Source organism: Dolichospermum circinale AWQC131C (assembly GCF_000426905.1).
GTDB classification, from domain to species: domain Bacteria; phylum Cyanobacteriota; class Cyanobacteriia; order Cyanobacteriales; family Nostocaceae; genus Dolichospermum; species Dolichospermum circinale.
On the sequence record NZ_KE384651.1, the window covers coordinates 8,075 to 34,615 of the forward strand.

At 35.6% G+C, this 26,541-nt stretch carries 30 protein-coding genes; 16 read left to right on the top strand and 14 right to left on the bottom strand.

What is annotated here, in order from left to right:
• The 5 genes from ACIR131C_RS0119310 to cysC form a co-directional block, all read left to right on the top strand.
• The coding region (locus tag ACIR131C_RS0119310) for a carbamoyltransferase family protein (RefSeq protein WP_071604976.1) at window positions 1–1,664 on the top strand (1,664 nt) is incomplete at its 5' end.
• Between the two features lie 42 nt (window positions 1,665–1,706).
• Window positions 1,707–2,111: an SxtJ family membrane protein gene (locus tag ACIR131C_RS0119315; protein ID WP_028088734.1), complete on the top strand. Its 405-nt coding sequence runs from the start codon at window positions 1,707–1,709 to the stop codon at window positions 2,109–2,111.
• Window positions 2,111–2,275: a DUF5989 family protein gene (locus tag ACIR131C_RS26295; protein WP_196811704.1), complete on the top strand. Its 165-nt coding sequence runs from the start codon at window positions 2,111–2,113 to the stop codon at window positions 2,273–2,275. The genes ACIR131C_RS0119315 and ACIR131C_RS26295 overlap by 1 nt, the downstream gene beginning before the upstream one ends.
• 10 nt (window positions 2,276–2,285) lie before the next feature.
• Window positions 2,286–3,566, top strand: coding sequence for an SGNH/GDSL hydrolase family protein (locus tag ACIR131C_RS23510; protein WP_071604921.1), 1,281 nt, complete (start codon window positions 2,286–2,288; stop codon window positions 3,564–3,566).
• Between the two features lie 17 nt (window positions 3,567–3,583).
• On the top strand, window positions 3,584–4,153 hold the full coding sequence (cysC, locus tag ACIR131C_RS23515) for an adenylyl-sulfate kinase (protein WP_071604922.1): 570 nt from the start codon (window positions 3,584–3,586) through the stop codon (window positions 4,151–4,153).
• 215 nt (window positions 4,154–4,368) lie between these two features.
• On the opposite strand, the gene dprA is transcribed toward cysC, so the two are convergent.
• The 6 genes from dprA to ACIR131C_RS0119360 form a co-directional block, all read right to left on the bottom strand.
• Window positions 4,369–5,493 carry a DNA-processing protein DprA gene (dprA, locus tag ACIR131C_RS0119335; protein WP_028091493.1) on the bottom strand — a complete coding sequence of 375 codons (1,125 nt, stop codon included), beginning with the start codon at window positions 5,491–5,493 and terminating at the stop codon, window positions 4,369–4,371.
• A 119-nt stretch (window positions 5,494–5,612) separates the two neighbouring features.
• Entirely contained in the window at window positions 5,613–6,272 is a 660-nt protein-coding gene (locus ACIR131C_RS0119340; RefSeq protein WP_028091494.1) for a DUF2301 domain-containing membrane protein, read from the bottom strand.
• 66 nt (window positions 6,273–6,338) lie between these two features.
• Window positions 6,339–7,067: an ABC transporter ATP-binding protein gene (locus tag ACIR131C_RS0119345; protein WP_028091495.1), complete on the bottom strand. Its 729-nt coding sequence runs from the start codon at window positions 7,065–7,067 to the stop codon at window positions 6,339–6,341.
• Between the two features lie 80 nt (window positions 7,068–7,147).
• Window positions 7,148–7,375, bottom strand: a complete 228-nt coding sequence (locus tag ACIR131C_RS0119350; RefSeq protein ID WP_028091496.1) for an indolepyruvate ferredoxin oxidoreductase subunit alpha — start codon at window positions 7,373–7,375, stop codon at window positions 7,148–7,150.
• 39 nt (window positions 7,376–7,414) lie between these two features.
• The gene (locus ACIR131C_RS0119355) at window positions 7,415–8,620 is read right to left on the bottom strand and encodes an ATP phosphoribosyltransferase regulatory subunit (RefSeq protein ID WP_028091497.1); all 1,206 of its coding nucleotides are present in this window, start codon (window positions 8,618–8,620) and stop codon (window positions 7,415–7,417) included.
• Window positions 8,620–9,552, bottom strand: a complete 933-nt coding sequence (locus ACIR131C_RS0119360) for a J domain-containing protein (RefSeq protein ID WP_028091498.1) — start codon at window positions 9,550–9,552, stop codon at window positions 8,620–8,622. Before ACIR131C_RS0119360 ends, ACIR131C_RS0119355 begins: the two co-directional genes overlap by 1 nt.
• 314 nt (window positions 9,553–9,866) lie before the next feature.
• Between ACIR131C_RS0119360 and ACIR131C_RS0119365 the strand changes: the two genes are divergently transcribed.
• The 11 genes from ACIR131C_RS0119365 to ACIR131C_RS0119415 all read left to right on the top strand — a co-directional run bounded on the left by ACIR131C_RS0119365 (window position 9,867) and on the right by ACIR131C_RS0119415 (window position 21,236).
• Window positions 9,867–10,223, top strand: a complete 357-nt coding sequence (locus ACIR131C_RS0119365) for a CTB family bacteriocin (protein WP_028091499.1) — start codon at window positions 9,867–9,869, stop codon at window positions 10,221–10,223.
• Between the two features lie 196 nt (window positions 10,224–10,419).
• On the top strand, window positions 10,420–10,749 hold the full coding sequence (locus tag ACIR131C_RS24050) for a hypothetical protein (RefSeq protein ID WP_155963196.1): 330 nt from the start codon (window positions 10,420–10,422) through the stop codon (window positions 10,747–10,749).
• A gap of 127 nt (window positions 10,750–10,876) precedes the next feature.
• On the top strand, window positions 10,877–13,027 hold the full coding sequence (locus tag ACIR131C_RS0119375; RefSeq protein WP_028091500.1) for a peptidase domain-containing ABC transporter: 2,151 nt from the start codon (window positions 10,877–10,879) through the stop codon (window positions 13,025–13,027).
• A 136-nt stretch (window positions 13,028–13,163) separates the two neighbouring features.
• Window positions 13,164–14,567, top strand: coding sequence for an HlyD family secretion protein (locus ACIR131C_RS0119380; protein ID WP_028091501.1), 1,404 nt, complete (start codon window positions 13,164–13,166; stop codon window positions 14,565–14,567).
• A gap of 122 nt (window positions 14,568–14,689) precedes the next feature.
• Window positions 14,690–15,337, top strand: coding sequence for a hypothetical protein (locus tag ACIR131C_RS23525; RefSeq protein ID WP_196811815.1), 648 nt, complete (start codon window positions 14,690–14,692; stop codon window positions 15,335–15,337).
• 527 nt (window positions 15,338–15,864) lie between these two features.
• The gene (locus ACIR131C_RS0119390; RefSeq protein WP_028091502.1) at window positions 15,865–16,542 is read left to right on the top strand and encodes a response regulator; all 678 of its coding nucleotides are present in this window, start codon (window positions 15,865–15,867) and stop codon (window positions 16,540–16,542) included.
• A gap of 194 nt (window positions 16,543–16,736) precedes the next feature.
• On the top strand, window positions 16,737–17,648 hold the full coding sequence (locus ACIR131C_RS0119395) for a sensor histidine kinase (protein ID WP_028091503.1): 912 nt from the start codon (window positions 16,737–16,739) through the stop codon (window positions 17,646–17,648).
• A 116-nt stretch (window positions 17,649–17,764) separates the two neighbouring features.
• Window positions 17,765–18,721, top strand: coding sequence for a ribonuclease Z (locus ACIR131C_RS0119400; protein WP_028091504.1), 957 nt, complete (start codon window positions 17,765–17,767; stop codon window positions 18,719–18,721).
• Between the two features lie 53 nt (window positions 18,722–18,774).
• Window positions 18,775–19,251 carry a thioredoxin-dependent thiol peroxidase gene (gene bcp / locus ACIR131C_RS0119405; RefSeq protein ID WP_028082960.1) on the top strand — a complete coding sequence of 159 codons (477 nt, stop codon included), beginning with the start codon at window positions 18,775–18,777 and terminating at the stop codon, window positions 19,249–19,251.
• A 175-nt stretch (window positions 19,252–19,426) separates the two neighbouring features.
• On the top strand, window positions 19,427–20,053 hold the full coding sequence (locus ACIR131C_RS0119410) for a type I restriction endonuclease (RefSeq protein WP_028091505.1): 627 nt from the start codon (window positions 19,427–19,429) through the stop codon (window positions 20,051–20,053).
• A gap of 13 nt (window positions 20,054–20,066) precedes the next feature.
• Window positions 20,067–21,236, top strand: a complete 1,170-nt coding sequence (locus tag ACIR131C_RS0119415) for an IscS subfamily cysteine desulfurase (RefSeq protein ID WP_028091506.1) — start codon at window positions 20,067–20,069, stop codon at window positions 21,234–21,236.
• Between the two features lie 134 nt (window positions 21,237–21,370).
• On the opposite strand, the gene ACIR131C_RS0119420 is transcribed toward ACIR131C_RS0119415, so the two are convergent.
• The 8 genes from ACIR131C_RS0119420 to ACIR131C_RS0119455 form a co-directional block, all read right to left on the bottom strand.
• Window positions 21,371–23,119 carry a DNA methyltransferase gene (locus ACIR131C_RS0119420; RefSeq protein WP_231395506.1) on the bottom strand — a complete coding sequence of 583 codons (1,749 nt, stop codon included), beginning with the start codon at window positions 23,117–23,119 and terminating at the stop codon, window positions 21,371–21,373.
• 40 nt (window positions 23,120–23,159) lie between these two features.
• Window positions 23,160–23,432, bottom strand: coding sequence for a DUF29 domain-containing protein (locus ACIR131C_RS23530; protein ID WP_231395507.1), 273 nt, complete (start codon window positions 23,430–23,432; stop codon window positions 23,160–23,162).
• Window positions 23,433–23,438: 6 nt separating this feature from the next.
• Entirely contained in the window at window positions 23,439–23,699 is a 261-nt protein-coding gene (locus ACIR131C_RS0119430; RefSeq protein WP_028091508.1) for a Txe/YoeB family addiction module toxin, read from the bottom strand.
• A complete protein-coding gene (locus tag ACIR131C_RS0119435) occupies window positions 23,680–23,931 on the bottom strand; it encodes a type II toxin-antitoxin system Phd/YefM family antitoxin (protein ID WP_028091509.1) in 252 nt (83 codons plus the stop codon). Before ACIR131C_RS0119435 ends, ACIR131C_RS0119430 begins: the two co-directional genes overlap by 20 nt.
• Before the next feature lie 84 nt (window positions 23,932–24,015).
• Window positions 24,016–24,492, bottom strand: coding sequence for a DUF29 domain-containing protein (locus ACIR131C_RS0119440; protein WP_028091510.1), 477 nt, complete (start codon window positions 24,490–24,492; stop codon window positions 24,016–24,018).
• Between the two features lie 17 nt (window positions 24,493–24,509).
• On the bottom strand, window positions 24,510–24,758 hold the full coding sequence (locus ACIR131C_RS0119445; RefSeq protein WP_028091511.1) for a hypothetical protein: 249 nt from the start codon (window positions 24,756–24,758) through the stop codon (window positions 24,510–24,512).
• Window positions 24,727–25,059, bottom strand: coding sequence for a DUF6972 family protein (locus ACIR131C_RS0119450; RefSeq protein ID WP_028091512.1), 333 nt, complete (start codon window positions 25,057–25,059; stop codon window positions 24,727–24,729). The genes ACIR131C_RS0119445 and ACIR131C_RS0119450 overlap by 32 nt, the downstream gene beginning before the upstream one ends.
• Window positions 25,060–25,654: 595 nt before the next feature.
• A complete protein-coding gene (locus ACIR131C_RS0119455; RefSeq protein ID WP_028091513.1) occupies window positions 25,655–26,530 on the bottom strand; it encodes a glycosyltransferase family 2 protein in 876 nt (291 codons plus the stop codon).
• Window positions 26,531–26,541: the final 11 nt, after the last annotated feature.

The window sequence follows — 26,541 nt, forward strand, 5'->3', positions numbered from 1 at the left end:
ATATCGATCAAATTGTTTTTTACGACAAGCCATTAGTCAAGTTTGAGCGATTGTTGGAAACCTATTTAGCCCATGCGCCAAAAGGATTTAGCTCGTTTATCACAGCCATGCCCATCTGGCTAAAAGAAAAGCTTTACCTAAAAACAATCCTAAAAAAAGAATTGGCACTCTTGGAGGAGTGCAAAACTTCTCAATTGCCGCCTCTATTATTTACCTCACATCATCAAGCCCATGCGGCTTCTGCTTTTTTTCCCAGTCCTTTTGAGCGTGCTGCCGTTTTGTGCTTAGATGGTGTAGGAGAGTGGGCAACCACCTCCGTTTGGATGGGATTGGGGCATCAACTCACACCCCAATGGGAAATTCATTTTCCCCACTCCATCGGGTTGCTTTATTCAGCCTTTACCTACTACACCGGATTCAAAGTTAACTCAGGTGAGTATAAACTTATGGGTTTAGCTCCCTACGGCAAACCCAAATATGTAGACCAAATTCTCAACCATCTGTTGGATCTCAAAGAAGATGGCACTTTTCGTTTGAACATAGACTACTTCAACTACACGGTTGGTTTAACCATGACCAATCATAAGTTTCATAATTTGTTTGGGGAACCACCACGCAAACCAGAAGGAAAAATCACCCAAAGAGAAATGGATCTGGCCAGTTCCATCCAGAAGGTGACTGAAGAAGTGGTACTGCGTTTGGCTAAAACTGTCAAAAAAGAACTGGGTGCAGAGTATCTATGTTTAGCAGGTGGTGTCGCCCTCAATTGCGTAGCCAACGGACGAATTCTGCGAGAAAGTGACTTCAAAGATATTTGGATTCAACCCGCAGCCGGAGATGCAGGTGGTGCAGTCGGAGCAGCATTAGCGATTTGGCATGAATACCATGAAAAACCCCGTACTCCAACATCAGGCGATCGCATGAAGGGTTCTTATCTTGGACCTAGCTTTAGCGAAGCTGAGATTCTCGAGTATCTCAATTCTGCTAATATACCTTACCAGCGACTCGCTGATAGCGAACTTATGCCTCGCCTCGCAGAAATTTTACAACAGGGAAATGTTGTTGGCTGGTTTTCTGGACGAATGGAGTTTGGTCCGCGTGCTTTGGGGAGTCGTTCGATTATTGGCGATTCACGGAGTCCCAAAATGCAATCGGTCATGAACCTGAAAATTAAATATCGTGAGTCCTTCCGTCCGTTTGCTCCTTCAGTCTTGGCTGAGCGGGTCTCCGACTACTTCGATCTTGATCGTCCTAGTCCTTATATGCTACTGGTAGCACCAATCAAGGAGAATCTGCACATTCCCATGACACAAGAGCAACAACAGTTATTTGGAATCGAGAAGCTGAATGTTCCTCGTTCCCAAATTCCTGCGGTCACTCATGTTGATTACTCAGCTCGTATTCAGACAGTTCACAAGGAAACCAATCCTCGTTACTATGAGTTAATTCGTCATTTTGAGGCACGAACTGGTTGTGCTGTCTTAGTCAATACTTCGTTCAATGTACGCGGCGAACCAATTGTTTGTACTCCCGAAGATGCTTATCGATGCTTTATGAGAACTGAAATGGACTATTTGGTTATGGAGAATTTCTTGTTGGTCAAATCTGAACAGCCACAGGGAAATAGTGATGAGTCGTGGCAACAAGAATTCGAGTTAGATTAACTCAGGAGTTAATATTTCCCACAAAAAAAGTAGTAAATAAAGATGGAACAGATAAAGGAACTTAACCAAAAAGGATTGCGTGAATTTGGACTGATCGGCGGTTCCATAGTGGCAGTTTTATTTGGCTTTTTACTACCATTTATACGGCATCATTCCTTGTCAGTTATCCCTTGGGTTATTGCAGTAATTCTCTGGATTTGGGCAATAATCGCACCCGCAACTTTAAATTTTGTTTACAAAAACTGGATGAGGATTGGACTTGTTTTAGGTTGGATACAAACACGAATTATTTTAGGGGTTTTATTTTATATAATGATTACCCCAATAGGATTGATGAAGCGGCTGTTGAATCAAGCTCCAATGATGCGAAGCTTAGATCCAGATTTGCCCACTTATCGCCAATTGAGCAAGTTAAGAACTACAGAAAGTATGGAGAAACCATTCTAATGCTAAAAGACACTTTAGATTTTCTTAAAGACATTGGCGGATTTATTAAAGAACAAAAAAACTACTTGTTGATTCCCCTGATCGTCACCCTGGTATCCTTGGGGGCGCTAATTGTCTTCGCTCAATCTTCTGCGATCGCGCCGTTCATTTACACTCTTTTTTAAAAATTGCCATATGAGTAACTTGAAGGGTTGGGTAAAGACAGCATTAATCGGAAGTTTGATTTTCTGCGGGCTAATCTTTGGAGTAGTATTCATTGAAATTGGCTTACGTATTGCTGGTATCGAACACGTAGCATTCCATACCATCAATGAACACAGAGGTTGGGTAGGGCGACCTCATGTTTCCGGTTGGTATCAAACCGAAGGTGAAGCTTACGTCCAGATGAATAGTGATGGATTCCGAGACCAAGAACACACTAAGGTCAAACCAGAAAATACCTTCAGGATAGCGCTGTTGGGAGATTCCTTTGTAGAGAGTTTGCAAGTGCCGTTGGATAAAGGTTTTGCGGCAGTTATAGAACGAGAATTAAGTAGTTGTACAGCTTTGGCTGGACGAAAGGTGGAAGTGATTAATTTCGGGGTTACTGGTTATGGAACAGACCAAGAACTAATTACCCTACGGGAGAAAGTTTGGGACTATTCACCTGATATGGTAGTGCTGAATTTTTATACTGGCAACGACATTAGTGATAACTCCCATGCTATCAGTCAGAAACTCTATGCTGGTGAACAAGCTTTACTAAAACCGTTTTTTCTATTAAAAGACGGTGATCTGGTTGTTGATACTTCGTTTATCAGTACAGATACTTATCGCTCAAAGCTGACATGGTGGGGCAAAGCTTATATCAAAATAAAAGACCACTTGCGGATTTTACAGGTTGCGAACATCATACAAGATTCTCTTAAAAACCTTAATAGAGTGCTTTCTCCTCAAGCAATAGAGGAGCCGTTATTTAGCACTGGAAGACACGATCAAAATTCGAGCTGGATTGATAATAATATCTACAAACCACCTACTGACCCTGAATGGCAACAGGCATGGCAAGTCACAGAGAAACTGATTAGCTTAATGCACGATGAGGTGATTGCGAAGAAAGCAGATTTTGTAGTTGTTACCTTTGGCGGTCCATTTCAACGCGATCCTTCAGCGCGTCAAAAAGAAATGCAAGCATTTGGTGTGACTGATTGGTTTTATTCTGAGAACCGAATTACAGCTTTGGGTGAGGGTGAGGGCTTTAGTGTACTTAATCTCAGCCCGACTTTGCTGGACTATACCGAACAGAACAATACTTGCCTATACGGGTTTGAGGATACTCTTGGCTGTGTAGGGCATTGGAATGCTTCGGGGCATCAGTTGGCAGGAAAAATGATTGCGTCTGGGCTTTGTCAACAAGAAGGGCAGAAAGCAGCCCCGATGGCTAGATTGTACCCAAGCGGGAATTTTGTACGCTAAGAAAAACTCAAATTCAAATGAACGTGAAACAACAAGGTGCAGTGCTATGGTTTACAGGGCTAAGTGGGGCTGGTAAAACAACTATTGCTTCTAGAGTAGTGCAAAAACTCCAAAAGCAGAATTATTCCACAGAATTGTTAGACGGTGATACAGTCCGCACTTTTCTTTCACAAGGATTAGGATTCAGCAAGCAAGACCGAGACATAAATGTTCGCCGTATTGGCTTTGTTGCTAATTTGCTGAGTCGGAATGGTATCATAGCACTCGTTGCTGCTATCAGCCCTTATCATGAAATTCGAGATGAATTGAAACAGACATCTAACAATTTTATTGAAATCTATGTTAAAGCTCCCTTAGAAGTTTGCGAATCCCGTGATGTTAAAGGACTTTATGCTAAAGCCAGAGCAGGAGAAATCCAGAGTTTTACTGGCATTTCTGACTCTTATGAAGAACCAACAAATCCAGATATTATCTGTCAAACTGATAGATTTACTATTGAGCAGTGTGTTAACCAAGTGCTTCAATATTTACTGGACTTTGGACTCTTAACTGGTGACAAGGTGGTTGAAGATGAGATGTGCCAATAATTTTAGAAAATAAGGAGGTATAGGTGTAGCCATTAAGATGAGGACATAAACCATAATGACCAGACTTGATAGCCGAGCAAAAGTGGTGAAAGCAGCCTCCTAAGTAACCTGGCTACAGCTATAAAAAAATAGGGGCAAAGAAGCCCCGAAAACCTTAACGGGTGACAAGATAGCTAAACAACTTGTCACCCGTTAAGGACTTTCCGAGAGTCATTTCAACATTTTTGATATCGCATTCCCGGAAGTTGGGTAACTAAACCCATAAGTTCTAACTGTAATAAAGAACTGGATACTATTGCAGCATTCATACCTGTTTTTTGAATAATAAAATCAAAAGATAAAGCATCAACAGCTAAAATATTTATTATCTGTTGTAATTCCGGTGCTAAGTTAGGTATAGGAGGAGATTTAACTAAAGGTGTTTCTGTTTCTATATCTATTTGGGGAATTGCTCCCAACATGATTAATAATTCATTAAGTTCATGATTAATTAAACCCGCACCTTGACTAATTAATTTTAAACAACCTTGTGATGGTTGATCATCAATTTTTCCCGGTAACGCATAAACATCTCGATTAAATTCATTAGCATAGGTAGCTGTAATTAAAGCACCAGATTTTAGCGGCGCTTCCATAACTAATACCGCACGACTCAAACCAGCAATAATTCGATTTCGACGGGGAAAATGGGTGCGGTTCGGTGGCGTTTTTGCGGGATATTCACTAATTACTATCCCAGATTTCAAAATCTGTTGATATAAATCTCGATTTTTATGGGGATAAATAACATCTACACCTGTTCCCATAACTGCTATTGTTCTTCCTCCAGCTTTCAATGTTGCTGAATGACTTTCGGTGTCTATTCCCTCGGCCATACCAGAAACAACGGTAAAACCATTTTTTGCTAATGCGGTACTAATTTGACGAGTCCATTTAATTCCGTATTCTGTGGGTTGACGAGTTCCCACAATTCCTACCAGGGGTTTTTGTCCTGAATTTTCCTGTAAATCAATTTCACCTCGATAATACAACAGTGGGGGTGGAGTAGGAATTTCTCGCAATAGTTGGGGATATTCTGGGTCTGCTGGTGTCCAAAAATGGGGGTTTATTTGTTGGTGTTGGGTAAGTAGTTGTTCGGGGTTTAAACGGGATTTTTGTTGAACAACTTTTTCTAAGGTCTGAATTCCAAAACCTTCGACTTTTCGCAATTCTCCAGGACTGGCTTTCCAAGCTGTTTCTAAATTACTAAAGTGCTGTTGTAATCTTTGTATTAGTATTGGACCAATACCAGGAATTTGTGACCAAGCTAACCAGTATTTACGTTCTTCTATATTTGACATTTTTGCATATTTAACCTTTTACACATTACCTGAAGCAGCGGAAAACGAACCACAGAGGCACAGAGAACACGGAGAAATAAGAATTTAAGGGTTTTTTATGTTGAGTGGTTGACTGTTTTTTATTGGGAAGTCTCTAAATGTTGCTTTTTTAAATAATCAAATACTGATTTGTCTCCAATGTCAGGAGGAATAGGTTGAATGATTTTCCGCACCACAAAAATTAAAAAGCAAATTGTCCAAGTTGCTAATAAAATCTGTTCGGTTTGGGTGGATAAAATTCTTGTTAAATGTCCTAATAATAATATGGGAACTATGGGAGTTAAGATCTTAGTTTCTAAACGATTAAAGCAAAAACCTTCTTTAAAATAAATTCCTGTTAAAGCTGCAAAGGTGAAACCAATACCTAATATAGTCAATGGTTGATTATAAACGGTAATTGCAAAGGACTGACTATCACTATGGGCGAAAATTAAGGCGGAAATGCTACCAATTATCCAGAAAATTTGCAACATTTGGTGCAAAAATTTCATATAAATATGAATGGTTAATAAACTAATACCAAGTGCAAGACTAAAACAGGTGTAAATAGGTGTAATGGCTTGAATTACAGCGGGTTGGGGAGAAATTAAAACTAAACTACTACCCAGGGCAAAACACAATGCTGCTATCATTAATCCTGTACGATAGATTATCACACTTTGGCGATCGCTCTGAGTAATTGTAAACTCCCCAAATTGTCCTTGATATCTTGCCGATGATGATATTATTTGTGTAGTCATATTCCCTAATCTTACTTATTATTTAGTAATCTCTCTTTTTCGCGCCTCTGCGTGAGAAAAAAATTATTAATGTCTCTTCCCCGCACCTAAATATAATTCTCCCACTTTTGGATCATGTAATAATTCTCTACCAGGTCCTGAGATAGCGTCTTTTCCTGATTCTAACACATAACCTCGGTCTGCCATTTCTAAGGCTTTACGGGCATTTTGCTCTACTAAAACTATAGCAGTTCCCGATTGGTTAATTTCCTTAATTTGCTCAAATACCTGATTTACCAAAATGGGAGATAATGCGGCTGAAGGTTCATCTAAGAGTAGTAAACTAGGTTCTAACATTAATGCTTTCCCCATGGCTAACATTTGTCTTTCTCCTCCTGAAAGAGTCCCCGCTCGTTGACGCAAGCGATCTTTCAATCTCGGAAACATATTGTATATTTTATCTTTAAGGGGTTTTAATGGGATATTTCTGACAAAAGCCCCCATTTCTAAGTTTTCATCTACGGTTAATGATGGAAAAACATTCGCAATTTGTGGAACGTAGGACATACCTTTTTCTACAATTTGATTGGATTTTAAACCTACTAAATTTTGATTTTTAAAGGTAATTTTTCCGGTATGGGGTGTTAATAGTCCAAAAATAGTTTTGATTAATGTTGATTTACCCGCACCATTGGGACCAATTACTGTTACTAATTCTCCATTGGTAACATGGAAGTTGATACCTTGTAAAATGTCTACATCTTTAATATATCCTGCATGGACATTTTCTACTTTTAATAAATAGTTATTTGTCATTTGTTCGTTGTTATCGGTTGTTATTTGTTAGTTGTCAGTTGTCAGTTGTTTTTCTTTTACCACTGACCACTGACCCATGACTATTTTGGGGTTTTTTGCAATTCTGGTTTTTCTTGTGGTAAAATCGCTCCTGCCACCGGACAAACTTGGAGACAGATGCCACAATCAATACAAGTAGCAAAATCAATCCAGTACCAATCTGTACCTTTGACGTTTTTCCCTGGACCTTCATGAATACAAGCTACTGGACAAGCTTCTACGCAGTCAGCAACACCTTCACAAACGTCTGTAACAATACTATGTGGCATTTTTCCGATTCCTCCTCTTTTTTGTCCGTTATTATTGACTTAGGATCCTGCTTCAATGGTATGAGAACCATCAGCTTTAATCCAAGCAATTTTGGTAATGGAGCGATCGCTTGCATATTGACGAATCGCGCTTACATCTTTTCCGCCCAAATCTATTTCTACTCTCACTAAATCAGTATTGTTACGCAATTTTTCCGCATAATCAAAAGCCGCAGCTTCAGCACCAGGAGTTTCTGGAACTACCAACCAATGACTAGCGGGGATATTCTGGGGTAATTGCTGATTAAATGAGAGAATTTGGTATAAATCATCAATACTCAGTTCAAAGCCGATACCGGGAATACTTTCATTCTGGGGATGATATAAACCTAGTAATTGGTCATAGCGACCACCTCTTCCTAAAACTTGTGCTTGAACATTCGTATCACTCACTACTTCAAATACAATACCTGTGTAGTAGTCAATGGTTTGAATTAGGCTTAAATCAAGGATTAAGGGGAATTTACCCTCCAGTAATTCTACTAGAGATTTGAGATTATTTATTGCTTCCTGCTGGCCTGGTTCAAGATGCAAACTGCTGACTTTTTCTAAAACCTCTCGACTATCACCTCGCAAATCTAACATGATTTTAGCCCGCTGGTGTAGTTCCTCGCTCAGAGGTAAAGTATCAAGAGTTACATAATCTAAATGAGAGATCGCAGTACGGACTTGATTTCTAATTTCCGGGGGAAAAGCATTAAACAGGGAGCCAGTAATTCCTGCTTCCCCTAGAATTAACCGCCACCCTTGTAAATCCAAGGCTGTGAAACAATCAGCTACTAACAGCAATACTTCCGCATTAGCTAATAATCCTCCCGCTCCCAGTAACTCCACCCCAGATTGATAATACTCCTGCTGACGATTATGGCGGCCTTCCCAATTGCGACGAAACACATTAGCATTGTAATAGAGTCGCTGGGGATAGGTCGCATTTGTCATGCGAGTCACCACTGTCCGGGCGATAGAAGCCGTCAATTCTGGACGCAATCCCAATTCTTCATTTTGACCATTTTGGAGTTGAATCACCATGTGACGCTGAATTGCTTCACCGGCCATTAAGGTATCCATTCTTTCCAAGGTTGAGGTGATAATCCTGTGATATCCCCAACGCTGAAATACTTGTTCTAATCTATCTTCAATCCAGCGTTTTTGCGCTACATCTAAAGGTAATAGATCCCTGGCTCCCGCTGCTGGTTGATACACCATTATTTTTTCTTCCCACCAAACAAACCGCCAAACAAACCGCCTTTTCCAGACTTATCTGGTTGCTTCTCTTCATTTTTAGAAGAGTAATTCACTGAAGAATCACTACTTGTCTTTCCTAAAGCCTGATCTACCTTGGGTTTCCACTCCAAAGCGATTTTATCCTTGGGATTTAACTTCAGAGCGTTATCAAAGTGAATTTTTGCCATTTTCAGTTGATTTTGCTTTAAATATACCATTGCCATCAAGCTATGGCAATGACTATTTCTTGGCTCTAATTTTAAGGCATCCTGTAATTCTACTGTGGCTTGGGACAATTGGTCTGTTTCTAGTAAATTTTGAGCGCGACGCAGGTATTTTTCTGTTAACGATTCTTCTTTTAATGGTAGAGTGGGAGTTGACGGTAATTTTTGATCAGGATTATGAGGTTGATTAGATGGAGGTTTAGTTATTTTCTGCCCTGATGTCCGCATCAGGTAAACTAGATTTAACTCACTAATTTCACCGATAATTTTGTGTGCTTGTTGTAAATCATTAAATTGAGTTTCAGCAATTTGGGCGATCGCTTTTTGATATGACACACTAACATTGGCGGCCGCTAACAACTCCTTGGCTAATTCGGTCTCAACCTTGATTGATGCTGCTTCCTGTGCCAATCGCTTACCCATTTGTGACAAAATTGATAGATATTCCCGACGGTTTTTTTCTCCAGACAATTTCTGATAAGCCGGGTTAACTAGTTTTGATAACAGACTATTAGCTATCTGTTTTTCTAAGTCACCCAGCAAATGAGAACTATCTGGGTGCAGTATCCGCACAATTTGCAAATAACGTTGACGAATTTCTTTAAATTCAGCATCAATTGTTACACATAGAACAGCGTAATGATCTATGAAATCATCGCTAAATAATCCAGAATTTATTTTTAAAGACATTGTTATAGGTGCTGCACCGACGCATATTCTTCTAGTTTACAGGGAATTACGACAAGTTTCAAATCTAGTCATCACCAAAAATTTGAACCAGAGAAACTGTGGTGGGGACACATATTTAATCAACCCCACCCCCAACCCCCTCCCCGCAAGCGAGGAGGGGGCTATGATTTACTTTGTTTAAGTGGATAATGCCATGTTGATAGGAAATCATAGCAGAAATTTTTTATTTAGTGAACATAATTGAGTCAAATTGGCGTGTATTTTTCGGCAATATTTAGTTCTAAATTTGGTAATTAAGTTTGCACAAAATGAGAATGAATTATCTAATTAATCCTCGATATTCTATTAACAAGCGAGGGGGAAAACAGCAACCGAGCAGTAAACAACCCCCAGCGATAATTCAAATCAAGGAGAATTTAGTCATGTCTACTTTATTTACCGCAGTATCCGTTGAACAACAAGAAATCGTAGCTGGTGGTTATCATGACCATAATCATCAACATGATTATGGTCATGATAACGGTCAGTTAGCATTGTTTGTCACAGGATTCAGCGGAGAAAATACTGTGCAGGTAGGTGGTACTCAATCAGGCTGGAACGGTAGCCAGGCTGGGGGCTATCAATATACTACAAATGTCAAAACTTTCGGTGTTTCTTTTTTAAAAGCTTAGTATAAGCATACAGGCAAGAGAACTATACCTGTGGCAGATAAGTGGTAAAGGGGAATAAAAACATAGAATCATCAAACACTATTAGATGATCATCACGATTTTACTCCTAGCACTTCTATTCACAGCGTAGATGAAGATTTATGTATCACAAACAATGATACATAAATCTTATTTTTTAAAAAAAAGAGGTTTTACCATGTCTGACCATATAGAAATAAAAAAATCCGACCTGTTCATAAATTTATCAGAAAAAGAACAAGAGTCTATATCTGGGGGTAGGTCATCATCTTTACCCTTGGAAATGTCTTATATGTTCTACCAAAATACAAATATATACACTAGAGGAAGTAATGAAATGTATATTTCTCAAGGAAACTCTAGCGGATATGTGAGAAATGAAACTGAATATCAACTTTCTCAAACAACCTTTATTTTATCTTCATTATTTGGTGGAGGTGGTGGCCGTCGTCGCAATAGGAGAAAAAGAGGTAATAGCTTCTTAGCGAGTATATTTAATCTTTTCTAGCACAAAAATAGAACCAGGATCAGATAATTTTATCTTCTACTATTCCGATTATATTTACCAGTGTTTACTACCAATTCAATAGAAATGAAAATAATATATTTTGATTCTTTTCTATGGCTATTTATTTATGAAACTCCAATTTGTTAAACAACATAGCGAAGAAGATTGTGGAGCAGCTTGTTTAGCTACAATATCCAAATATTATGGTCGTAATTTTACCCTCAGCCGCATTCGGGAAGTCGTCGGAACTGGACAATTTGGAACTACTTTATTAGGGTTAAGACGAGGAGCAGAAAGCCTGGGTTTTAAAGTTAGTCCAGTCAAAACATCATCAGAAATAATTGAGCGAATGAATGAAGCTCCCTTACCAGCAATTATTCACTGGAAAGGAAATCATTGGGTTGTTTTATACGGTAAAAAAGGCAAAAATTTTGTCATTGCAGATCCAGGAGTTGGGGTTCGTTATCTTTCTAAAAAAGATTTAATTGATGGTTGGAAAGATTGGTTAATTCTCTTACTAGAACCAGATCCTATTCGCTTTTTTGAACAAGAAAGTGATAAAACTGGTGGCTTTTGGCGTTTCTTTCGACGAGTTTGGATTTATCGCACCATTTTAGTCCAAGTTCTACCTTTAAATTTGATCTTGGGTTTGTTATCTTTAGCTTCTCCTTTCTTATTACAAATTCTTACTGATGATGTGTTAGTTAGAGGTGACACAAAATTACTAACTACTGTAGCGATTTCTGTAGTAGTTATGAATTTTGTTTCTAATAGCCTTTCCTTTGTCCAATCTAACTTAATTGCTAACTTTGCTCAACGCTTACAATTAGGGCTAGTTTTAGATTTTGGCAGACAAATTTTGCGTTTACCTTTAAGTTATTATGAAGCTCGACGCAGTGGTGAAATAGTTAGTAGGTTGCAAGATATTGAACAAATTAACCAATTAGTATCTCAATTAGTTATTACCTTACCCAGCCGATTTTTTATTGCGTTAATTTCTCTAAGTTTCATGATTTTTTATAGCTGGAAATTAACCGGAATAGCATTATTAATTTCCGTAATAATGACATTATCAACTATTATTTTTCAGCCCACTTTACAACAGAAAACTCGTGAACTTTTAGTTCAAGAAGCGGAAACCCAAGGTGTTTTAGTCGAAACTTTTAAAGGAGCATTAACTCTCAAAACAACTACCTCAGCACCGCAATTTTTAGATGAATTAGAAACCCGTTTTATTCGTCTAGCTAATCTCATATTTCGCACTATCCAAATTGGCATCATTAATAATACTTTTTCTGGTTTTGTTTCCGCTATTGGTGGTGTTATTTTACTTTGGTTCGGTGGCTATTTAGTAATTAATCCCGCTGAAAATCTCAGTATTGGTAAATTACTAGCATTTAACTCTATGAATGGGAATTTTTTGGGTTTAATTGGTACAGTGATTGGCTTTGTTGAAGAATTTACTCGTGCTAAAACTGCAACCCAACGTTTAACAGAAGTTATTGACGCTACTCCAGAAAATGAAGATTATGGTAAAAAACCTGTTGCAAAAATTCCCGAAAATGTTGATATTTTTTGCAAAAATTTGAAGTTTCACTATGCAGGAAGAATTGACTTTTTAGAAGATTTTTCTTTAACAATTCCTGGTGGTCAAGTTGTGGCTTTAATTGGTAAATCTGGATGTGGTAAAAGTACCTTAGCTAAATTAATAGCTGGGTTATATCCTCTGCAATCTGGTAATATCCAAATTGGAATTTATAACCTTCAAGACCTTTCTTTAGAATGTCTGCGTCAACAGGTGGTTCTTGTTCCCCAGGATGCTCATTTTTGGAGTCGTTCTATTATCGAGAATTTTCGATTAGGAGCGCCTCATGTTAGCTTTGAGCAGATTGTTCAAGCTTGTAAAATTTCCGGTGCTGATGAATTTATCAATAAGTTACCGGAGACATATCAAACTATTTTAGGAGAATTTGGTGCTAATATTTCTGGTGGACAAAGACAAAGATTAGCTATAGCGAGAGCCATTGTTACAGACCCACCAATTTTGATTTTAGATGAATCTACTGGGGGACTTGATCCAGTGAGTGAAGCTCAAGTTTTAGACCAATTATTTAAACATCGTCGAGGGAAAACAACAATTTTAATTACTCACAGACCTAAGGTAATTAATCGGGCTGACTGGATTGTTTTGATAGATCAAGGTAGGTTGAAATTAGAAGGTTCTTTAGAGGATTTACGCACTAAACCAGGAGATCATTTAGATTTTTTAATTCCTTAATTTCCCTTGTATTTACCCCCCTTAGTCCCCCCTTGTAAAAGGGGGAAACCAGTCCTCTCTCTTTAGCAAGGGGAGGGGTAAAACCATCTGCTATTTGTGATAGGAATCCTATATATTATTCATCATTTAGATAATCATGCTTTACACTCATGAACCAGAATTTAATTCTGTAATTGGAAATGATAATTCACTTCCAGCTATAAGTATTTGGACATCTTTAGCAGGTGTATTTCTAATTGGAACTGTTCTGACCAGCATTTATTTATCTTCATGGGTGAAATATAATGTCACCGTAAAAGCTAATGCTATTGTTCGTCCCATAGGTGAAACTCGTGTGGTGCAATCAAAGGTAGAAGGAACTGTTAAAAGTATCGAAGTTAAAGAAAATCAAATTGTTAAAATAGGAGATGTAATCGCCATTTTAGATACTGAACAATTGTTAATTAAAAAAAGTCAATTAGAAGAAAATATCAACCAAAATAAATTACAAATTTTACAAATCTATGCTCAAAATCGAACTTTAAATAATCAAATAATGGCTGAAAAAAGGGTGATACAAAGAGTTGTTACTTCCGCTAAAGAAGATTTGTTAAAAAATCAAAGGGAATATGAAGAGCGAAAGATTAATACTGAAGGTGAATTAATAACAGCCCAGCTAAATATTCAGAAACAATTAGTAGAATTACAAAAAGCTGAAGCTGACTTAGAATTTGCAAAAATGGATCGTGATCGTTATCAACAATTGGCAGAAATTGGGGTAATTGGTAACCGAGAATTTGAGCAAAAACAGCTAATTGTTCAACAAACAACCTTAACACTAGAAACTGTAAAAAAAGCCGTTGATATCGCTAATATAAAACTAAAATTAAATAAAGCTGCAATTAATCCAACTACAGCAATGATGAATATGGCACAAGAACGTATTGCTCAAGAAATCGCTAAAGGTGAAGCAAATATAGCTGCTTTAAATAAAGAACGGGTAGGCTTAATTCAGCGATTGGTTGAAATACAAACTCAAATCAAACAATTACAAAAAGAACTTCAACAACTAGAAAAGCAGCAAAAAAATAGCACTATTGTTGCTACTAGCAATGGGATTATTTTGAAACTACATTTACGAAATTCTGGACAAGTTGTTCGCAGTGGTGAATCTCTTGCTGAGATTGTACCTGATGATCGTAACTCTCTGGTAATTAAAGCTCTCATTCCTAGCGCGGAAATTAATAAAATTGCTGTTGGTCAAAAAGCACAACTTCGTGTTGATGCTTGTCCATATCCTGATTATGGAACTGCTAAGGGCGTTGTTAAAACGATTTCTCCTGATGCAATTACACCTCAAAGCAAAGATACAAATACTGCAATTTTTCCTGGTAATAACTACTTTGAAGCCACAATTCAACCCGAAAAAATTTCATTTGGAAATAATAATCTTCAGTGTTTTCTTCAGTCGGGGATGAATGGTACAGCCGATATTATTTCTAGGGAAGAAACAGTATTGCAGTTTATGTTAAGAAGAGCCAGATTGATTGCTGATTTGTGATGAGCTAATTAAGAAGTTATGAAGTACAAAAAATGCCCTATTCTCAACTTTTTGCCCTTTTTACAGGGGGAAATAAGGGAGGTAATTTCTAATTTACTTAAGTCATAATCATGATCAAGTTTATGACATCTGAGCCAAGAATTAAGCAAGCATTGCAGTGGTGGTTTTATAGGCAATTTCTCAAACTATTTCTAGAATCTGAAAAAGTCCGTGATGATTTATTACAGGAATCTTTTACAATCCGACGTAATTTAGATTTATTAGTTATGGACAAACTTAGTTTATCAGTGAAAGAAGTTCAGCCCCATATCAACAAAATTGATAACTTTCATCATTCTTTAGTACAATTGAGCGATCGCTTATGTCCCATATCTATTCAAGATAGTTTACCTTTATGTATTGAGTGTTTACTAGAACCTTGGATTAACTCCTATCCCCATCTAGATTTTCAGGTAAATATGCCAATTTCCTGGAGAATTGAAGAACCTGAATGTAGTTGGATAATTTTAAGGGTTTTAGAGGAATTACTCAGAATAACTTTACCAGAAACAGAAATTTTACTCCCGATTTATATTCATGTAACTCTCAAACAAATAGGAAGTATAGCACTATTAGCTGTAAAAATTTCTTATCCTGATCTGTCTACTTTTATTTTTTATTCCCATTTACCAGAATTAGAATATATTTACGATATTTTTAAACTACTAATATCGGGAAAATGTTTCTATTTTCACAAGAATTTGATGTCAACTTGGCACTTTTATTGGTGACTAATTTAGCATCAAGAATTGTCATTTTCAGAAATAAAAAGGCACTTACACTAGAGGAAATAGTTTTTGTAGTTACTGAACTTTTTTATATACTTTGTTTTCAAATTCATTATTTATGATATTTCATTATTTTATGGTAAGTATTTTCTCTAGAAAAGATTTTTTATATACAAAGAGATATTTAGGACATCAATCGCAGTTTTGGTGATGGTTTTATGTGGTTTGCATTTCTTAATGTAGTTAAATTTATTGATCACAATTTAATTAGTTAATAGCTTGTATAGCACAACATATTATGTCTGTCAAAACCGTGACTGAGAGTAATTTATTGTTAAATAGAGAGGGTTTCTATGGTAATAGATATAGCTGTTAATCTTAGCATTTTTTAAGAGTTTTTGGTAGGGTGGGGGGTAATACCCCCCATAGTAAATTATTTATAGGTAATAGAATCTAGTAAAAAGCAATTGATGGTAGTAGATAGGAATCTAAATTTATCAAATGTGTAAATATGGAGACAATGATTAGATATGAAACAAGTTTTATCAAAAAAATCAACTTTAAAATTTATGGTCATTGATGATCACGAATCAGTTTTAAATGGAACAGTTGAAATCCTACGAAAAAACTATCCTAGTGCTGAACTTAATATTGCTACAAATGCTAGTCATGCGTTAGAGGAAATTGCTATCTGTCAACCTGATTTGCTAGTTATGGATCTTTCTATACCTGAAAAATTAGAAATGACAGCGCGAGTTGATATAGGTATTCAATTTCTTAAAGTTTTGATGGAAAATTATTCTCATCTAAATCTTGTTGTTCAAAGCGCTCACATCAAAACACTAGTGCGTATTCGTCCTTATATTGATAATCATAAAGGAGGCTTTACTGTCGCTGATAAAAGTCTTTCTACCGCCGAAATGTTAACTAGAGTTGATTGGTCGTTACAAGGATTAACTCATACAAAAGATATTAAAGGAATACACTCAGGTTTCGAGGTAAAATCAGAGTGGTTGCAGGTATTGAACTTAGCTTTTGAACATGGATTACAAGATAAAGTGATCGCTAAAAATATGTGTATATCTGAACGTATGGTGCGTCATTATTGGAGCAAATTACAAGATGCTTTAAATATTTATCCAGAGGAAGGTAAAAACATCCGTATTCAAACAGAAATCAAAGCTAGAGAAGAAGGATTAATTGATTAAATAACTAAAATTAAATAACGAAAACAAATAAATTTATTAAAACCAACCAGGTATTTTCCATACATAATGACAGCAAATTTCAGGTAAATGATGTAACCCCTTGGGTAAATATTAAATTACCCCCCTCCTACAAAGGGGTAGCACTTCACCAACCGGAAATTTGCTCTAAGATGTTAATCTTGGAATAAAAGTTTATGCAAACTCAATTTTGGAAAAAACTACCGATACAACCAACACAAATTTATTTTGTCTCTTTAGAAAAATTATCAAGAATTATCATAGTTATTTTGACTGTTTTTAGTTTGGGATTACTCGCTCATTTTTTATTAAATTTAGGTCGGTCAATTTCTCTAGGGTTAGCAAATTGCATTTTAGTTATAAATTTGATTATGGTGATAATTTTATATCAATATCACCAAAATATTAAGGGAAAAATTAAAGCACGTCAAAATCTAATTGAACTGAAAATAGAAACTATTCATAATGGACCATTACAAAGTTTAGCTAAAGTTTTAAAAATAGTCAAAGAACAAGATTTACCAGTTAATAAATTATTACCTTTAATAGAAAAAGAACTTGAAGAATTAAATCAAGAATTACGAGGAATGTATGAATTTTGGCAACAAGAAACTCTCCCTCAAGATACCAGCCTTTATCTAGGAAATAATCTAGTCATAGATTTGCGAAACCCTTTACATGAAATTCTCTATCAAGTTTATAGCTACACCTTAGATCGAGATTTTCCCTGCTTTAAAACTCTCAAGCTAAAAATTCATAATTTTGAACCTATTCATGACAACAATTTAAGTATTGAAAATAAGCGAGGAGTTTGCAGATTTTTAGAAGAAGCCTTGTGTAATGTTGGTAAACACGCCACAGAAATCACCTGTTTGCAAGTTAGTTATTCTGGATCTCAAGGACGTTACACCCTCAGTATTTTGGATAATGGTTTAGGAACTTATTCATCAAGAGAAGGTTGGGGAACAAAACAATTTAAAAAATTAGCACAACAAATTAAAGGTAAATTTAGACGGGTTTCTCTTTATCCTCAAGGTACTCTTTGTGAGTTATCTTGGCCTTTACCAAGTTCTTTTTGGTGGCAATAAAAATTGCTATTTTTAGAAAATATTCATATTCTGATTTTTCCAATAGCTAACTTTGCCAATACTGTGCCAAGATAGATAATCGAGAACGATAAGCAAAAGGAAAGCTAAAAAACGCCGTGCAAATTACATTCTTAGGGACGAGTTCTGGTGTACCTACAAAATCACGCAATGTTTCCAGCGTGGCGCTGAGGTTGCCACAACGGGCAGAATTGTGGTTATTTGACTGTGGAGAGGGAACTCAGCATCAAATTTTGCGAAGTGAATTAAAAATTAGCCAACTATCCCGAATTTTCGTCACCCATATGCACGGTGATCATATTTTTGGCTTAATGGGATTACTTGCTAGTTGCGGTTTAGCCGGTAATGTAGATAAAATTGATATCTATGGTCCATCAGGCTTAAACGAGTATTTGCAAGCTGCTTCCCGTTACTCCCACACTCACTTTTCTTACCCCATTAAGGTGCATACTGTTCAACCAGGGGTAATTTATGAAGATGAGGAATTTACTGTTACTTGTGGTCTTTTACATCACCGTATTCCTGCTTTTGGCTATCGAGTAGCAGAAAAAGATAGAACTGGACGCTTTGATATAGACAAAGCCAAGGCCTTAGAAATTCCTTCGGGTCCAATATATGGCAAACTTAAACGCGGTCAAACAGTTACACTAGAAGACGGAAGAGTAATTGATGGTAGTGAACTATGTGGACCTATAGAAATTGGACGAAAAATAGCCTATTGTACAGATACGGTTTATTGTGATGGTGCGGTGCAACTAGCTCTTGATGCAGACGTATTAATTCACGAAGCTACTTTTGCCCATCAAGATTCAGATATGGCATTTCAAAGACTGCATTCTACAACTACAATGGCCGCACAAACAGCTTATGGTGCAGGAGTTCATAAACTAATTATGACCCATTTTAGTCCGCGTTATGCTCCAGGAAATAGCATTGAATTAAAAGACTTACTCAAAGAAGCACGGGCAATTTTTCCTAAAACAATTATGGCTCATGATTTTATGGTTTATGATGTCCCTCGTAGACGAGAAATTGATTTAAATGTCAGTGAATAATTTCCCTATTATTCAATAATTTTCAATTATCCCTAATTTTTCCTAGACTAATTATGAACAATATTCCCCAAATTGGACAACCTGCACCTGATTTTTCTACCCCAGACCAAAATAATCATCTAGTCAATCTTGCTGATATAAATCAGTGGACAGTTCTCTATTTTTATCCTAAAGATAATACACCGGGCTGCACCACCGAAGCACAAGACTTTACAGAATTATCCTCTAAATTTACCGCAGCAGGGGCAAAAATCATCGGTGTTAGTCCAGATTCTGCCGCATCTCATTGTAAATTTATAGACAAACACAATTTATCAATTACCCTATTAACTGATCCTGAACATCAATTAATAGAAGCCTATGGTGCATGGCGTTTAAAGAAGTTTATGGGTAAAGAATATATGGGAGTTGCCCGTTCAACTTTCCTAATTTCACCTGATAAGATTATCGCCTACGTTTGGCCTAATGTCAAAACAAAAGGTCATGCCGAATCTGTACTCAAAAAAATCAAGGAATTAGCAGCTATTTAAAGTTTTATGGTCTGATTTGTCATATTTTGTTGATATAGCTGTGATTTCTCACCATTAGATATTTGATTTTCCAAATGTTAATTAATTTAAACTTTACTTTACTGAATTATGTTAATGAAATAATATAACTATTCCCACCTTATACAATAGGAATATCAATTCTATTCTTTGTATTATGGTTCAATTCATCCAAGCGCGAAATATAGGCATTGCCTATTTAGAAGCAAGATTTAGTCTAGAACAAACCGACAATGAAGCATTTTTTCCTGAATGGTTAGAAAATTTGCCAGAAATCTCTGATTTAGAAAAACAATATCTAGACAAAGTAAAATTGCATTTTCTCCGATTAGCTAAATATCCTCCTTTATCGGAAGAAACAGTCAAGTTAGTAGTTTTATCTCCCTTACTGAGTTTAGCTGGATTTTATGATGAACCTTTCTTTATTAGAAGTGAATCATCAATAGAAATCGCAGTCGAAAATGAAGACGAAGTTATCAGAGGTAAAATTGATGTTTTAGTTATCCAACAACAATTATGGTTATTGGTAATTGAATCTAAAAGAACTGCTTTTTCTCTCTTAGAAGCCATACCTCAAGCACTTACTTATATGCTGGCTAATCCTCATCCTACAAAACCTCTATTTGGATTGGTAATGAATGGAAGTGATTTTATTTTTATCAAATTTTCGCAAATTAATCAAGCCCAATACGCTTTGTCTGATCAATTTACACTCTTGAAGCGAGAAAACGAACTTTATCAAGTTTTCCGAATCTTAAAAAAACTAGGTCAAATTTTGAATTAACTGTGAATTAATTATGTCCAGTCGTCCTATCTACCTCGATTGTCATGCTACTACCCCGGTTGATGAAAGGGTAATGGCTGCTATGATTCCCTACTTTACAGAAAAGTTTGGAAATGCGGCTAGTATTAGCCATATTTACGGTTGGGAATCTGAAGCTGCTGTTAAACAAACACGGGAAATTTTAGCAGCAGCAATTAACGCAACACCAGAGGAAATTGTTTTTACCAGCGGTGCAACGGAAGCGAATAATTTAGCTATTAAAGGTATTGCTGAAGCTTATTTCCAAAAAGGTCAACATATTGTAACTATTGCCACGGAACATAAAGCAGTTTTAGATCCTTGTGAATATTTAAAAAATCTGGGTTTTAATCTCACCGTTTTACCAGTAGAAAAAGATGGATTAATTGACTTAAATCAGTTAGAAAAAGTCTTGCGTGATGATACGATTTTAGTATCTGTAATGGCTGCCAATAATGAGATTGGAGTTTTACAACCAATAGCCGAAATTGGAGAAATCTGTCATCAACGGCAAATTATTTTGCACACAGACGCAGCCCAAGCTATTGGTAAAATACCTTTAGATGTGGAAGAAATGAATATTGATTTAATGTCACTCACAGCCCATAAAGTTTATGGACCAAAGGGAATTGGGGCTTTATATGTTCGCAGACGTAACCCAAGAGTTAAACTTGCTTCTCAACAACATGGGGGAGGACATGAAAGAGGAATGCGTTCGGGGACTTTATATACACCGCAAATTGTCGGTTTTGGTAAAGCTGTAGAAATTGCAATAGCTGAACAGGAAACAGAAAATCAACGATTAATAGAATTAAGAGAAAGATTGTGGAAACAGATATCCAATGTCGGAGGAATTTACTTAAATGGACATCCTCAAAAACGATTAGCAGGAAATTTAAATATTAGTGTTGAAGGTGTAGATGGTGCTGCACTTTCTTTAGGTTTACAATCAATAGTAGCTGTATCTTCTGGTTCTGCTTGTTCTTCTAATAATGTTGCCCCTTCCTATGTTTTGAAAGCCTTGGGACATTCAGATAAATTAGCTTATGCTTCCGTGCGATTTGGGATTGGCAGATTTAATACAGTTGAGGAAATTGATCAAGTTGCCCAACAGGTAATTTCTACTGTGCAAGGTTTAAGAAGTGCATCAGTTGTTAGTTGTTAAAAGCAATTATTTTTTGAATTTAGTTGTTGGGAAAGGGGGGTTAATAAATTTTTGATTTGTGTTTTAATTTGTGGACAAGATTCTGGTCTGGGTTAACTGGAATTTTTTCCATATTCATTTATTTTCCCTAATTTTCAGGAATGGGGAAATAAATTCCCCTGTTCTCCTATATCTTGATTTTCCCTTTGTGCTTTCTTAAATGTCAATTCTCCCTGTTTCATATCAAAAAACTCTGGTCGCTTCTGTGCTGTTAATAATTCTTCAATAGTTAAAATTTGCACTTTCGCGTAATTTCTGCCATTTCCAGCTTTATAAAAACCTGAAGATGCTGCTTCTTTAATCATTGGTTGACTAGGAGGTGTGAGAGTCACAAACAATCCTATTTCTGCCTTATTTGTCTCCATTGTACCGCGTAAATCTCTAATCATCGCTGGGTTAAGATTTTTCCCACCTTTAACACTGACAATAATCTTTTTCACAGCAGTTTTATTTGATTTTTTGATATCAATAACATCTTCAAAAAATATCAATCCATCAATACCACCATCTGCACCTTTCTTTTTATCTTTATATGGTTGTGCATTCACAAGAGAACAAGCCCACCATTGAAATTGATAAGGATCTCTTGTAAATAAATCCTCTGCTGCTGCTAAATCTTTAGGTGTACCTTCTACTTCAAATTCAATCCCTGGAACTAACTTTTGATTCTTATTTTCATCTTCAATAAATTTGTTAGGAAAAGCATCTCTTAATCGCTTTTCTATTAAAGCAATTGCTAAATGAGTGATATCAATACCGATCCAATTTCTCCCTAAATTTTCTGCTGCGTGGATAGCTGTACCACATCCACAAAAGGGATCAAGGACAATATCATCTTTATTACTACTAGCTTGGATAATTCTTTCTAATAAAGATAAAGGTTTTTGAGTAGGATATCCTAACCGTTCTTTAGCTTGAGAAGAAACAGGTTTAATATCACTAATTATATCTTGAATCTGTGTACCTGGAGCTTCATCTAAATATCTCTTATATTGTGGTACTTGCCCTTTCACTGGCCAGTAGATTAGATTATTAGCATCTAGAATATCTAGTTTTTCTTGTGTTGATAGTGACTTAGAATTACCATTAATTAAGCTTTCAATTGCTTTGACAGGTAATGCCCAGTGACGACCAACATCTGTAGGGTTAATACCACGCCAAGGTTTACCTGAATCACCTTTTCTGATACCTGCTGCTGTTAATGTTACAAGCCGATAAAACCCTTTATCATCTTCAAATCTATAAAAGTCTTTAATATAGTTTTCGTCGTAGTCTTGATAAACTTTATGCCATGTATAATCCTTCGTTTTTGTGTATAACAAAATAGTATCGTGAACAGGTCCCCACCTTTTAGCACCTCCATGAGAACCAGTCCTTTTCCAGATAATTTCATTTCTAAATTTATCCGCTCCAAAAATCAAATCTAAAATCATTTTTAAATAATGACTTGCTGTAGGATCGCAATGTAAATATAAACTACCTGTACATTTGAGAACTCGATGTAATTCTATTAATCGAATGGCCATCATTACCAAATAAGCTGATAAAGAATTTTTACCTAATGTTCTCACTAATAAATCTAATAATTGATATAATTCGCCTTTTATATCTTGAATTTCATCCAAAAATCGTTCTGATTCAATTCCCCAAGTCCAAGTATCTTCAAAAGCTGTAATTTGAGCTTCTGAACTTCCACCAGTAGTATGTTTGAAGAGAATATTATAATTAGCTTTAGAATTAAAAGGTGGATCAAGATAGATTAAATCAATACATTCATCAGGAATATTTTCTCTGAGGACTTGTAAGTTATCACCGTAGTAAAGACGTTTCATAGATGTTGACATGACTAGTTTATAAATATTTTAAACTAAATATTATAACATATTATAACATATCTCCATAAAAATCCTCATCTAATAACTGTTGTAAAGTAAAAGGTAAATCAAGAGGATATTCTGATTCATCTGGTTTTCTCACTCCTAACTTAGCATTTTTACTTTCTTTAATTGCCAGCTTTCTAGCATCAGCATAAGCGATAAAAATTACCTCATGCAGATAATTTTTAAAAGAAGGATTTTCTTGTAAATCTTTTTTAATTCTAAAGCGATGTTCAGTAATAGAACTGTACCAACTTCCTTTCATTATTTCAGTAATCATCTTTTATCAATCATAATGATATTTACAAGACAGAATCATCAATAAATCTTCTTCTATCTTGTAAACTAATCTATGTTCATCTGTAATTCGTCTTGACCAGTAACCTTGCAATTCATATTTTAGTGGTTCTGGTTTACCTATCCCAGAAAATGGTTCTCTTTGGATATCTTTAATTAATTCCAAGATTTTTTTAAAGACTTTTTTATCTTCCTTTCCCCACTCACCCAATTGTTCAAAAGCTTCTGGTTCAAATGCTACTTTTTTCATATTCATCTAAATCAACATAAATTAGGTTGCCTTTGTCTACATTTTCCATAGCTTTGAGTAGATGTTGTTTGTTAGCTTCTGATTTGAGAAGATAGGTAGTTTCATCTTCTTCAATAGGTGATTCAACTAGGATAATAACTTCTACAACTGTCCCTGCTGGTAATTCAGTGGTAGATAGTTCGATTTTGCCATCTTTACCGACAATAGCCTTTTGTTTAATTCCACTGAGCATAATTTTTAATTACTCTGATAATGTTTATTATTCCTTCTCAACCTTTAGAATTACCTGGTTAAAACTGTTCCCCAAACCAACCAACTATTCAACTATATCTCCATAAAAATCTTCATCTAATAACTGTTCTAAAGTAAAAGGTAAATCAAGAGGATATTCTGATTCATCTGGTTTTCTCACTCCTAACTTAGCATTTTTACTTTCCTTAATTGCCAGTTTTCTAGCATCAGCATAAGCTACCAAAATTACCTCATGCAGATAATTTTTAAAAGAAGGATTTTCTTGTAAATCTTTTTTAATTCTAAAGCGATGTTCAGTAACAGAACTGTACCAACTTCCTTTGATCATTTCAGGAGCATCAGCTTGAACAGTTAATTTAAGTAAGTGAGCAATTAAAATTGTTAAATTACTCAAAAAAGACCGTTTTTCCGATTTACCCATATCATCCAGTTCTAATAGTAAATGTTCCCAATCAATATCATGAAAATGTTTTTCTTTGATTTGTGTAATAAGAGTTTCTCGCCACAGATTAAAATCTTGTTCATAGAGTTGATGGTTCATATATACCCCCAAATAAATTAAGCTACCTGTTCTGCTAAAACTCGACCTTCCACACGCTCATATTCATCCTCAAGTAGCCAAAGTTTTGCTTCTTCATAACTGGAACAAGCAAAAACTATTTTGTATTTTTCCGTAGGATCTAAAATACAATAATTATTTTTATCGTCACCAAGCAACATCAAAACATAGGGAGGTACAGAGGTAGGGTCAACCCATATTTCTGTAAACTGCCAGTTATTGGCTAGGTCGGGTGCGGGGAATGACATGATATCTATCTCCAGTGACTTTTATTTCACCATAATGCAGAGGAATTTGACTGCCATTAATATCTATTCTATAGCCAATTGCGCTGGCAAAATAGAGTCCATATCGTTGATGATTACGAATGATACCTGTGAACTCGCCATTTTCTATTATGGCTTGTGCTACCCTGAGCATTGTTGCTTCATCGTTAAAGACATGAGCAAACCCTTCTCGCTGCAATAATCTTTGCATTTGTGGTGTGTCTGGGAGATGCTTGGCAATATGTCTAGTGTCTAGAGTTAGTTGCTTCTCTATTCCACTCATTTAATTAGTTAAATAATCTAAATTAATTGAAAACCTCCTAAGTTTAACAAAATTTGAGCAAATGAAGATTTTTCACAGTTAGTAAATCCTACTGTCAAATAACTTTTTTTAAATTCCTTAAATCCTGGTTTATTATTAATAATAACGTAAGGTTCAATGAATATTTTAGAATTACCTCCATATACTATATAGTTTTGTTCATAACTGTGATCAATTTCACAACCGTAAGGAATAAAACAACTTATAATAATGTAAATTTTTTCATTTTTGAATATAACTAACTCAGATAAATTATCATAATTTTCTCTTTCATAATCTTCATAATTTCCAGACGCTATTAGAAAAATGGGACGCTGTGCTTTAATAGCTCTCTCTATAAAATGTATCTTACTTACACTTGTATTAATTGCTAATTCTTCTCCATGTTTTTTTAGATATTATTAGTTTACCAGATGCGATCGCTCTTTGTTATATCTTTTGCAAAATTGTAGGTTGGGTTAAGCGACAGCGCAACCCAACACAGATATATAATTTATTGTTGGGTTTTGTCAACCCAACCTACATCTGACTTTTAAAACATCCTCAAGTTTTACATTTAGCTTATGTATCCCCATAACATACAAATATACTGTAATTTAGACAAAAATTGATTTATAAAACTCAATTTATTAGGTTGAAAAACTTTAGGTTTTAAGTCAACTTCATAGATTTTGCTGATAATTTTATTACCTTTTCCATATCTAATAAATCTTCGACAAAAGCCAATAACACCATCATCAAAATTATGATAAATAACAGAATTAAACGCATAATCAAGATTGCCAATTTCTAACAATCTCCATCCTAAATCTATATCTTCCCCAGCAGCAATATTAATATTTTCATTAAAGTAGCCTATTTTTTCAATAGCTGGTTTCCAAACCATTGAATTAGCAGTAATTAAATACTCTGGTCTTGCATATCCTTGCTGTTCAATTACTTTTAAAGGCACTAAAATTTCTTGTGTTTCATAATATTTTGATAAAAAATCATTTCCCCATGATTTAACATTGCCTGCATATCCAATACAGCCATTCATTGAATTAATATATCCTAAAATCCATGATTTTGAAGGGATACAGTCGCTATCTGTAAATAGAACCCAATCACCTTTGGAATGTTGAATACCTAAATTTCTTGCGGACGCAGGTCCCATTTTTGAGCATTTCAATAAAATAATTTCAATACCCTTAGCTTGAAATTGTTTATTGATAGTAATTCCCTTTTTCGAGAGATTATCAATAATAATAATCTCTCTAGGATAAAGTTCTAAATCGTGGTACTTAAAAAAATTATACAAAAATAAATCAATTCCTTTTTGATTATCCCTTACAGGTATAACTATTGATATATCTGATGGCTTAATATTTATTGGTGCGATTAAATTAGCTTTCTTTTTGGGTTGATAATTGAATTTGCTGATTAAAGTCATAATTTTAAAAC

Coding starts and splice junctions, on each gene's coding strand:
- ACIR131C_RS0119315 (WP_028088734.1), top strand. CDS start 1,707: ATGGAACAGATAAAGGAACTTAACCAAAAAGGATTGCGTGAATTTGGA.
- ACIR131C_RS26295 (WP_196811704.1), top strand. CDS start 2,111: ATGCTAAAAGACACTTTAGATTTTCTTAAAGACATTGGCGGATTTATT.
- ACIR131C_RS23510 (WP_071604921.1), top strand. CDS start 2,286: ATGAGTAACTTGAAGGGTTGGGTAAAGACAGCATTAATCGGAAGTTTG.
- cysC (WP_071604922.1), top strand. CDS start 3,584: ATGAACGTGAAACAACAAGGTGCAGTGCTATGGTTTACAGGGCTAAGT.
- dprA (WP_028091493.1), bottom strand. CDS start 5,493: ATGTCAAATATAGAAGAACGTAAATACTGGTTAGCTTGGTCACAAATT.
- ACIR131C_RS0119340 (WP_028091494.1), bottom strand. CDS start 6,272: ATGACTACACAAATAATATCATCATCGGCAAGATATCAAGGACAATTT.
- ACIR131C_RS0119345 (WP_028091495.1), bottom strand. CDS start 7,067: ATGACAAATAACTATTTATTAAAAGTAGAAAATGTCCATGCAGGATAT.
- ACIR131C_RS0119350 (WP_028091496.1), bottom strand. CDS start 7,375: ATGCCACATAGTATTGTTACAGACGTTTGTGAAGGTGTTGCTGACTGC.
- ACIR131C_RS0119355 (WP_028091497.1), bottom strand. CDS start 8,620: ATGGTGTATCAACCAGCAGCGGGAGCCAGGGATCTATTACCTTTAGAT.
- ACIR131C_RS0119360 (WP_028091498.1), bottom strand. CDS start 9,552: ATGTCTTTAAAAATAAATTCTGGATTATTTAGCGATGATTTCATAGAT.
- ACIR131C_RS0119365 (WP_028091499.1), top strand. CDS start 9,867: ATGAATTATCTAATTAATCCTCGATATTCTATTAACAAGCGAGGGGGA.
- ACIR131C_RS24050 (WP_155963196.1), top strand. CDS start 10,420: ATGTCTGACCATATAGAAATAAAAAAATCCGACCTGTTCATAAATTTA.
- ACIR131C_RS0119375 (WP_028091500.1), top strand. CDS start 10,877: ATGAAACTCCAATTTGTTAAACAACATAGCGAAGAAGATTGTGGAGCA.
- ACIR131C_RS0119380 (WP_028091501.1), top strand. CDS start 13,164: ATGCTTTACACTCATGAACCAGAATTTAATTCTGTAATTGGAAATGAT.
- ACIR131C_RS23525 (WP_196811815.1), top strand. CDS start 14,690: ATGACATCTGAGCCAAGAATTAAGCAAGCATTGCAGTGGTGGTTTTAT.
- ACIR131C_RS0119390 (WP_028091502.1), top strand. CDS start 15,865: ATGAAACAAGTTTTATCAAAAAAATCAACTTTAAAATTTATGGTCATT.
- ACIR131C_RS0119395 (WP_028091503.1), top strand. CDS start 16,737: ATGCAAACTCAATTTTGGAAAAAACTACCGATACAACCAACACAAATT.
- bcp (WP_028082960.1), top strand. CDS start 18,775: ATGAACAATATTCCCCAAATTGGACAACCTGCACCTGATTTTTCTACC.
- ACIR131C_RS0119410 (WP_028091505.1), top strand. CDS start 19,427: ATGGTTCAATTCATCCAAGCGCGAAATATAGGCATTGCCTATTTAGAA.
- ACIR131C_RS0119415 (WP_028091506.1), top strand. CDS start 20,067: ATGTCCAGTCGTCCTATCTACCTCGATTGTCATGCTACTACCCCGGTT.
- ACIR131C_RS0119420 (WP_231395506.1), bottom strand. CDS start 23,119: ATGTCAACATCTATGAAACGTCTTTACTACGGTGATAACTTACAAGTC.
- ACIR131C_RS23530 (WP_231395507.1), bottom strand. CDS start 23,432: ATGATTACTGAAATAATGAAAGGAAGTTGGTACAGTTCTATTACTGAA.
- ACIR131C_RS0119430 (WP_028091508.1), bottom strand. CDS start 23,699: ATGAAAAAAGTAGCATTTGAACCAGAAGCTTTTGAACAATTGGGTGAG.
- ACIR131C_RS0119435 (WP_028091509.1), bottom strand. CDS start 23,931: ATGCTCAGTGGAATTAAACAAAAGGCTATTGTCGGTAAAGATGGCAAA.
- ACIR131C_RS0119440 (WP_028091510.1), bottom strand. CDS start 24,492: ATGAACCATCAACTCTATGAACAAGATTTTAATCTGTGGCGAGAAACT.
- ACIR131C_RS0119445 (WP_028091511.1), bottom strand. CDS start 24,758: ATGTCATTCCCCGCACCCGACCTAGCCAATAACTGGCAGTTTACAGAA.
- ACIR131C_RS0119450 (WP_028091512.1), bottom strand. CDS start 25,059: ATGAGTGGAATAGAGAAGCAACTAACTCTAGACACTAGACATATTGCC.
- ACIR131C_RS0119455 (WP_028091513.1), bottom strand. CDS start 26,530: ATGACTTTAATCAGCAAATTCAATTATCAACCCAAAAAGAAAGCTAAT.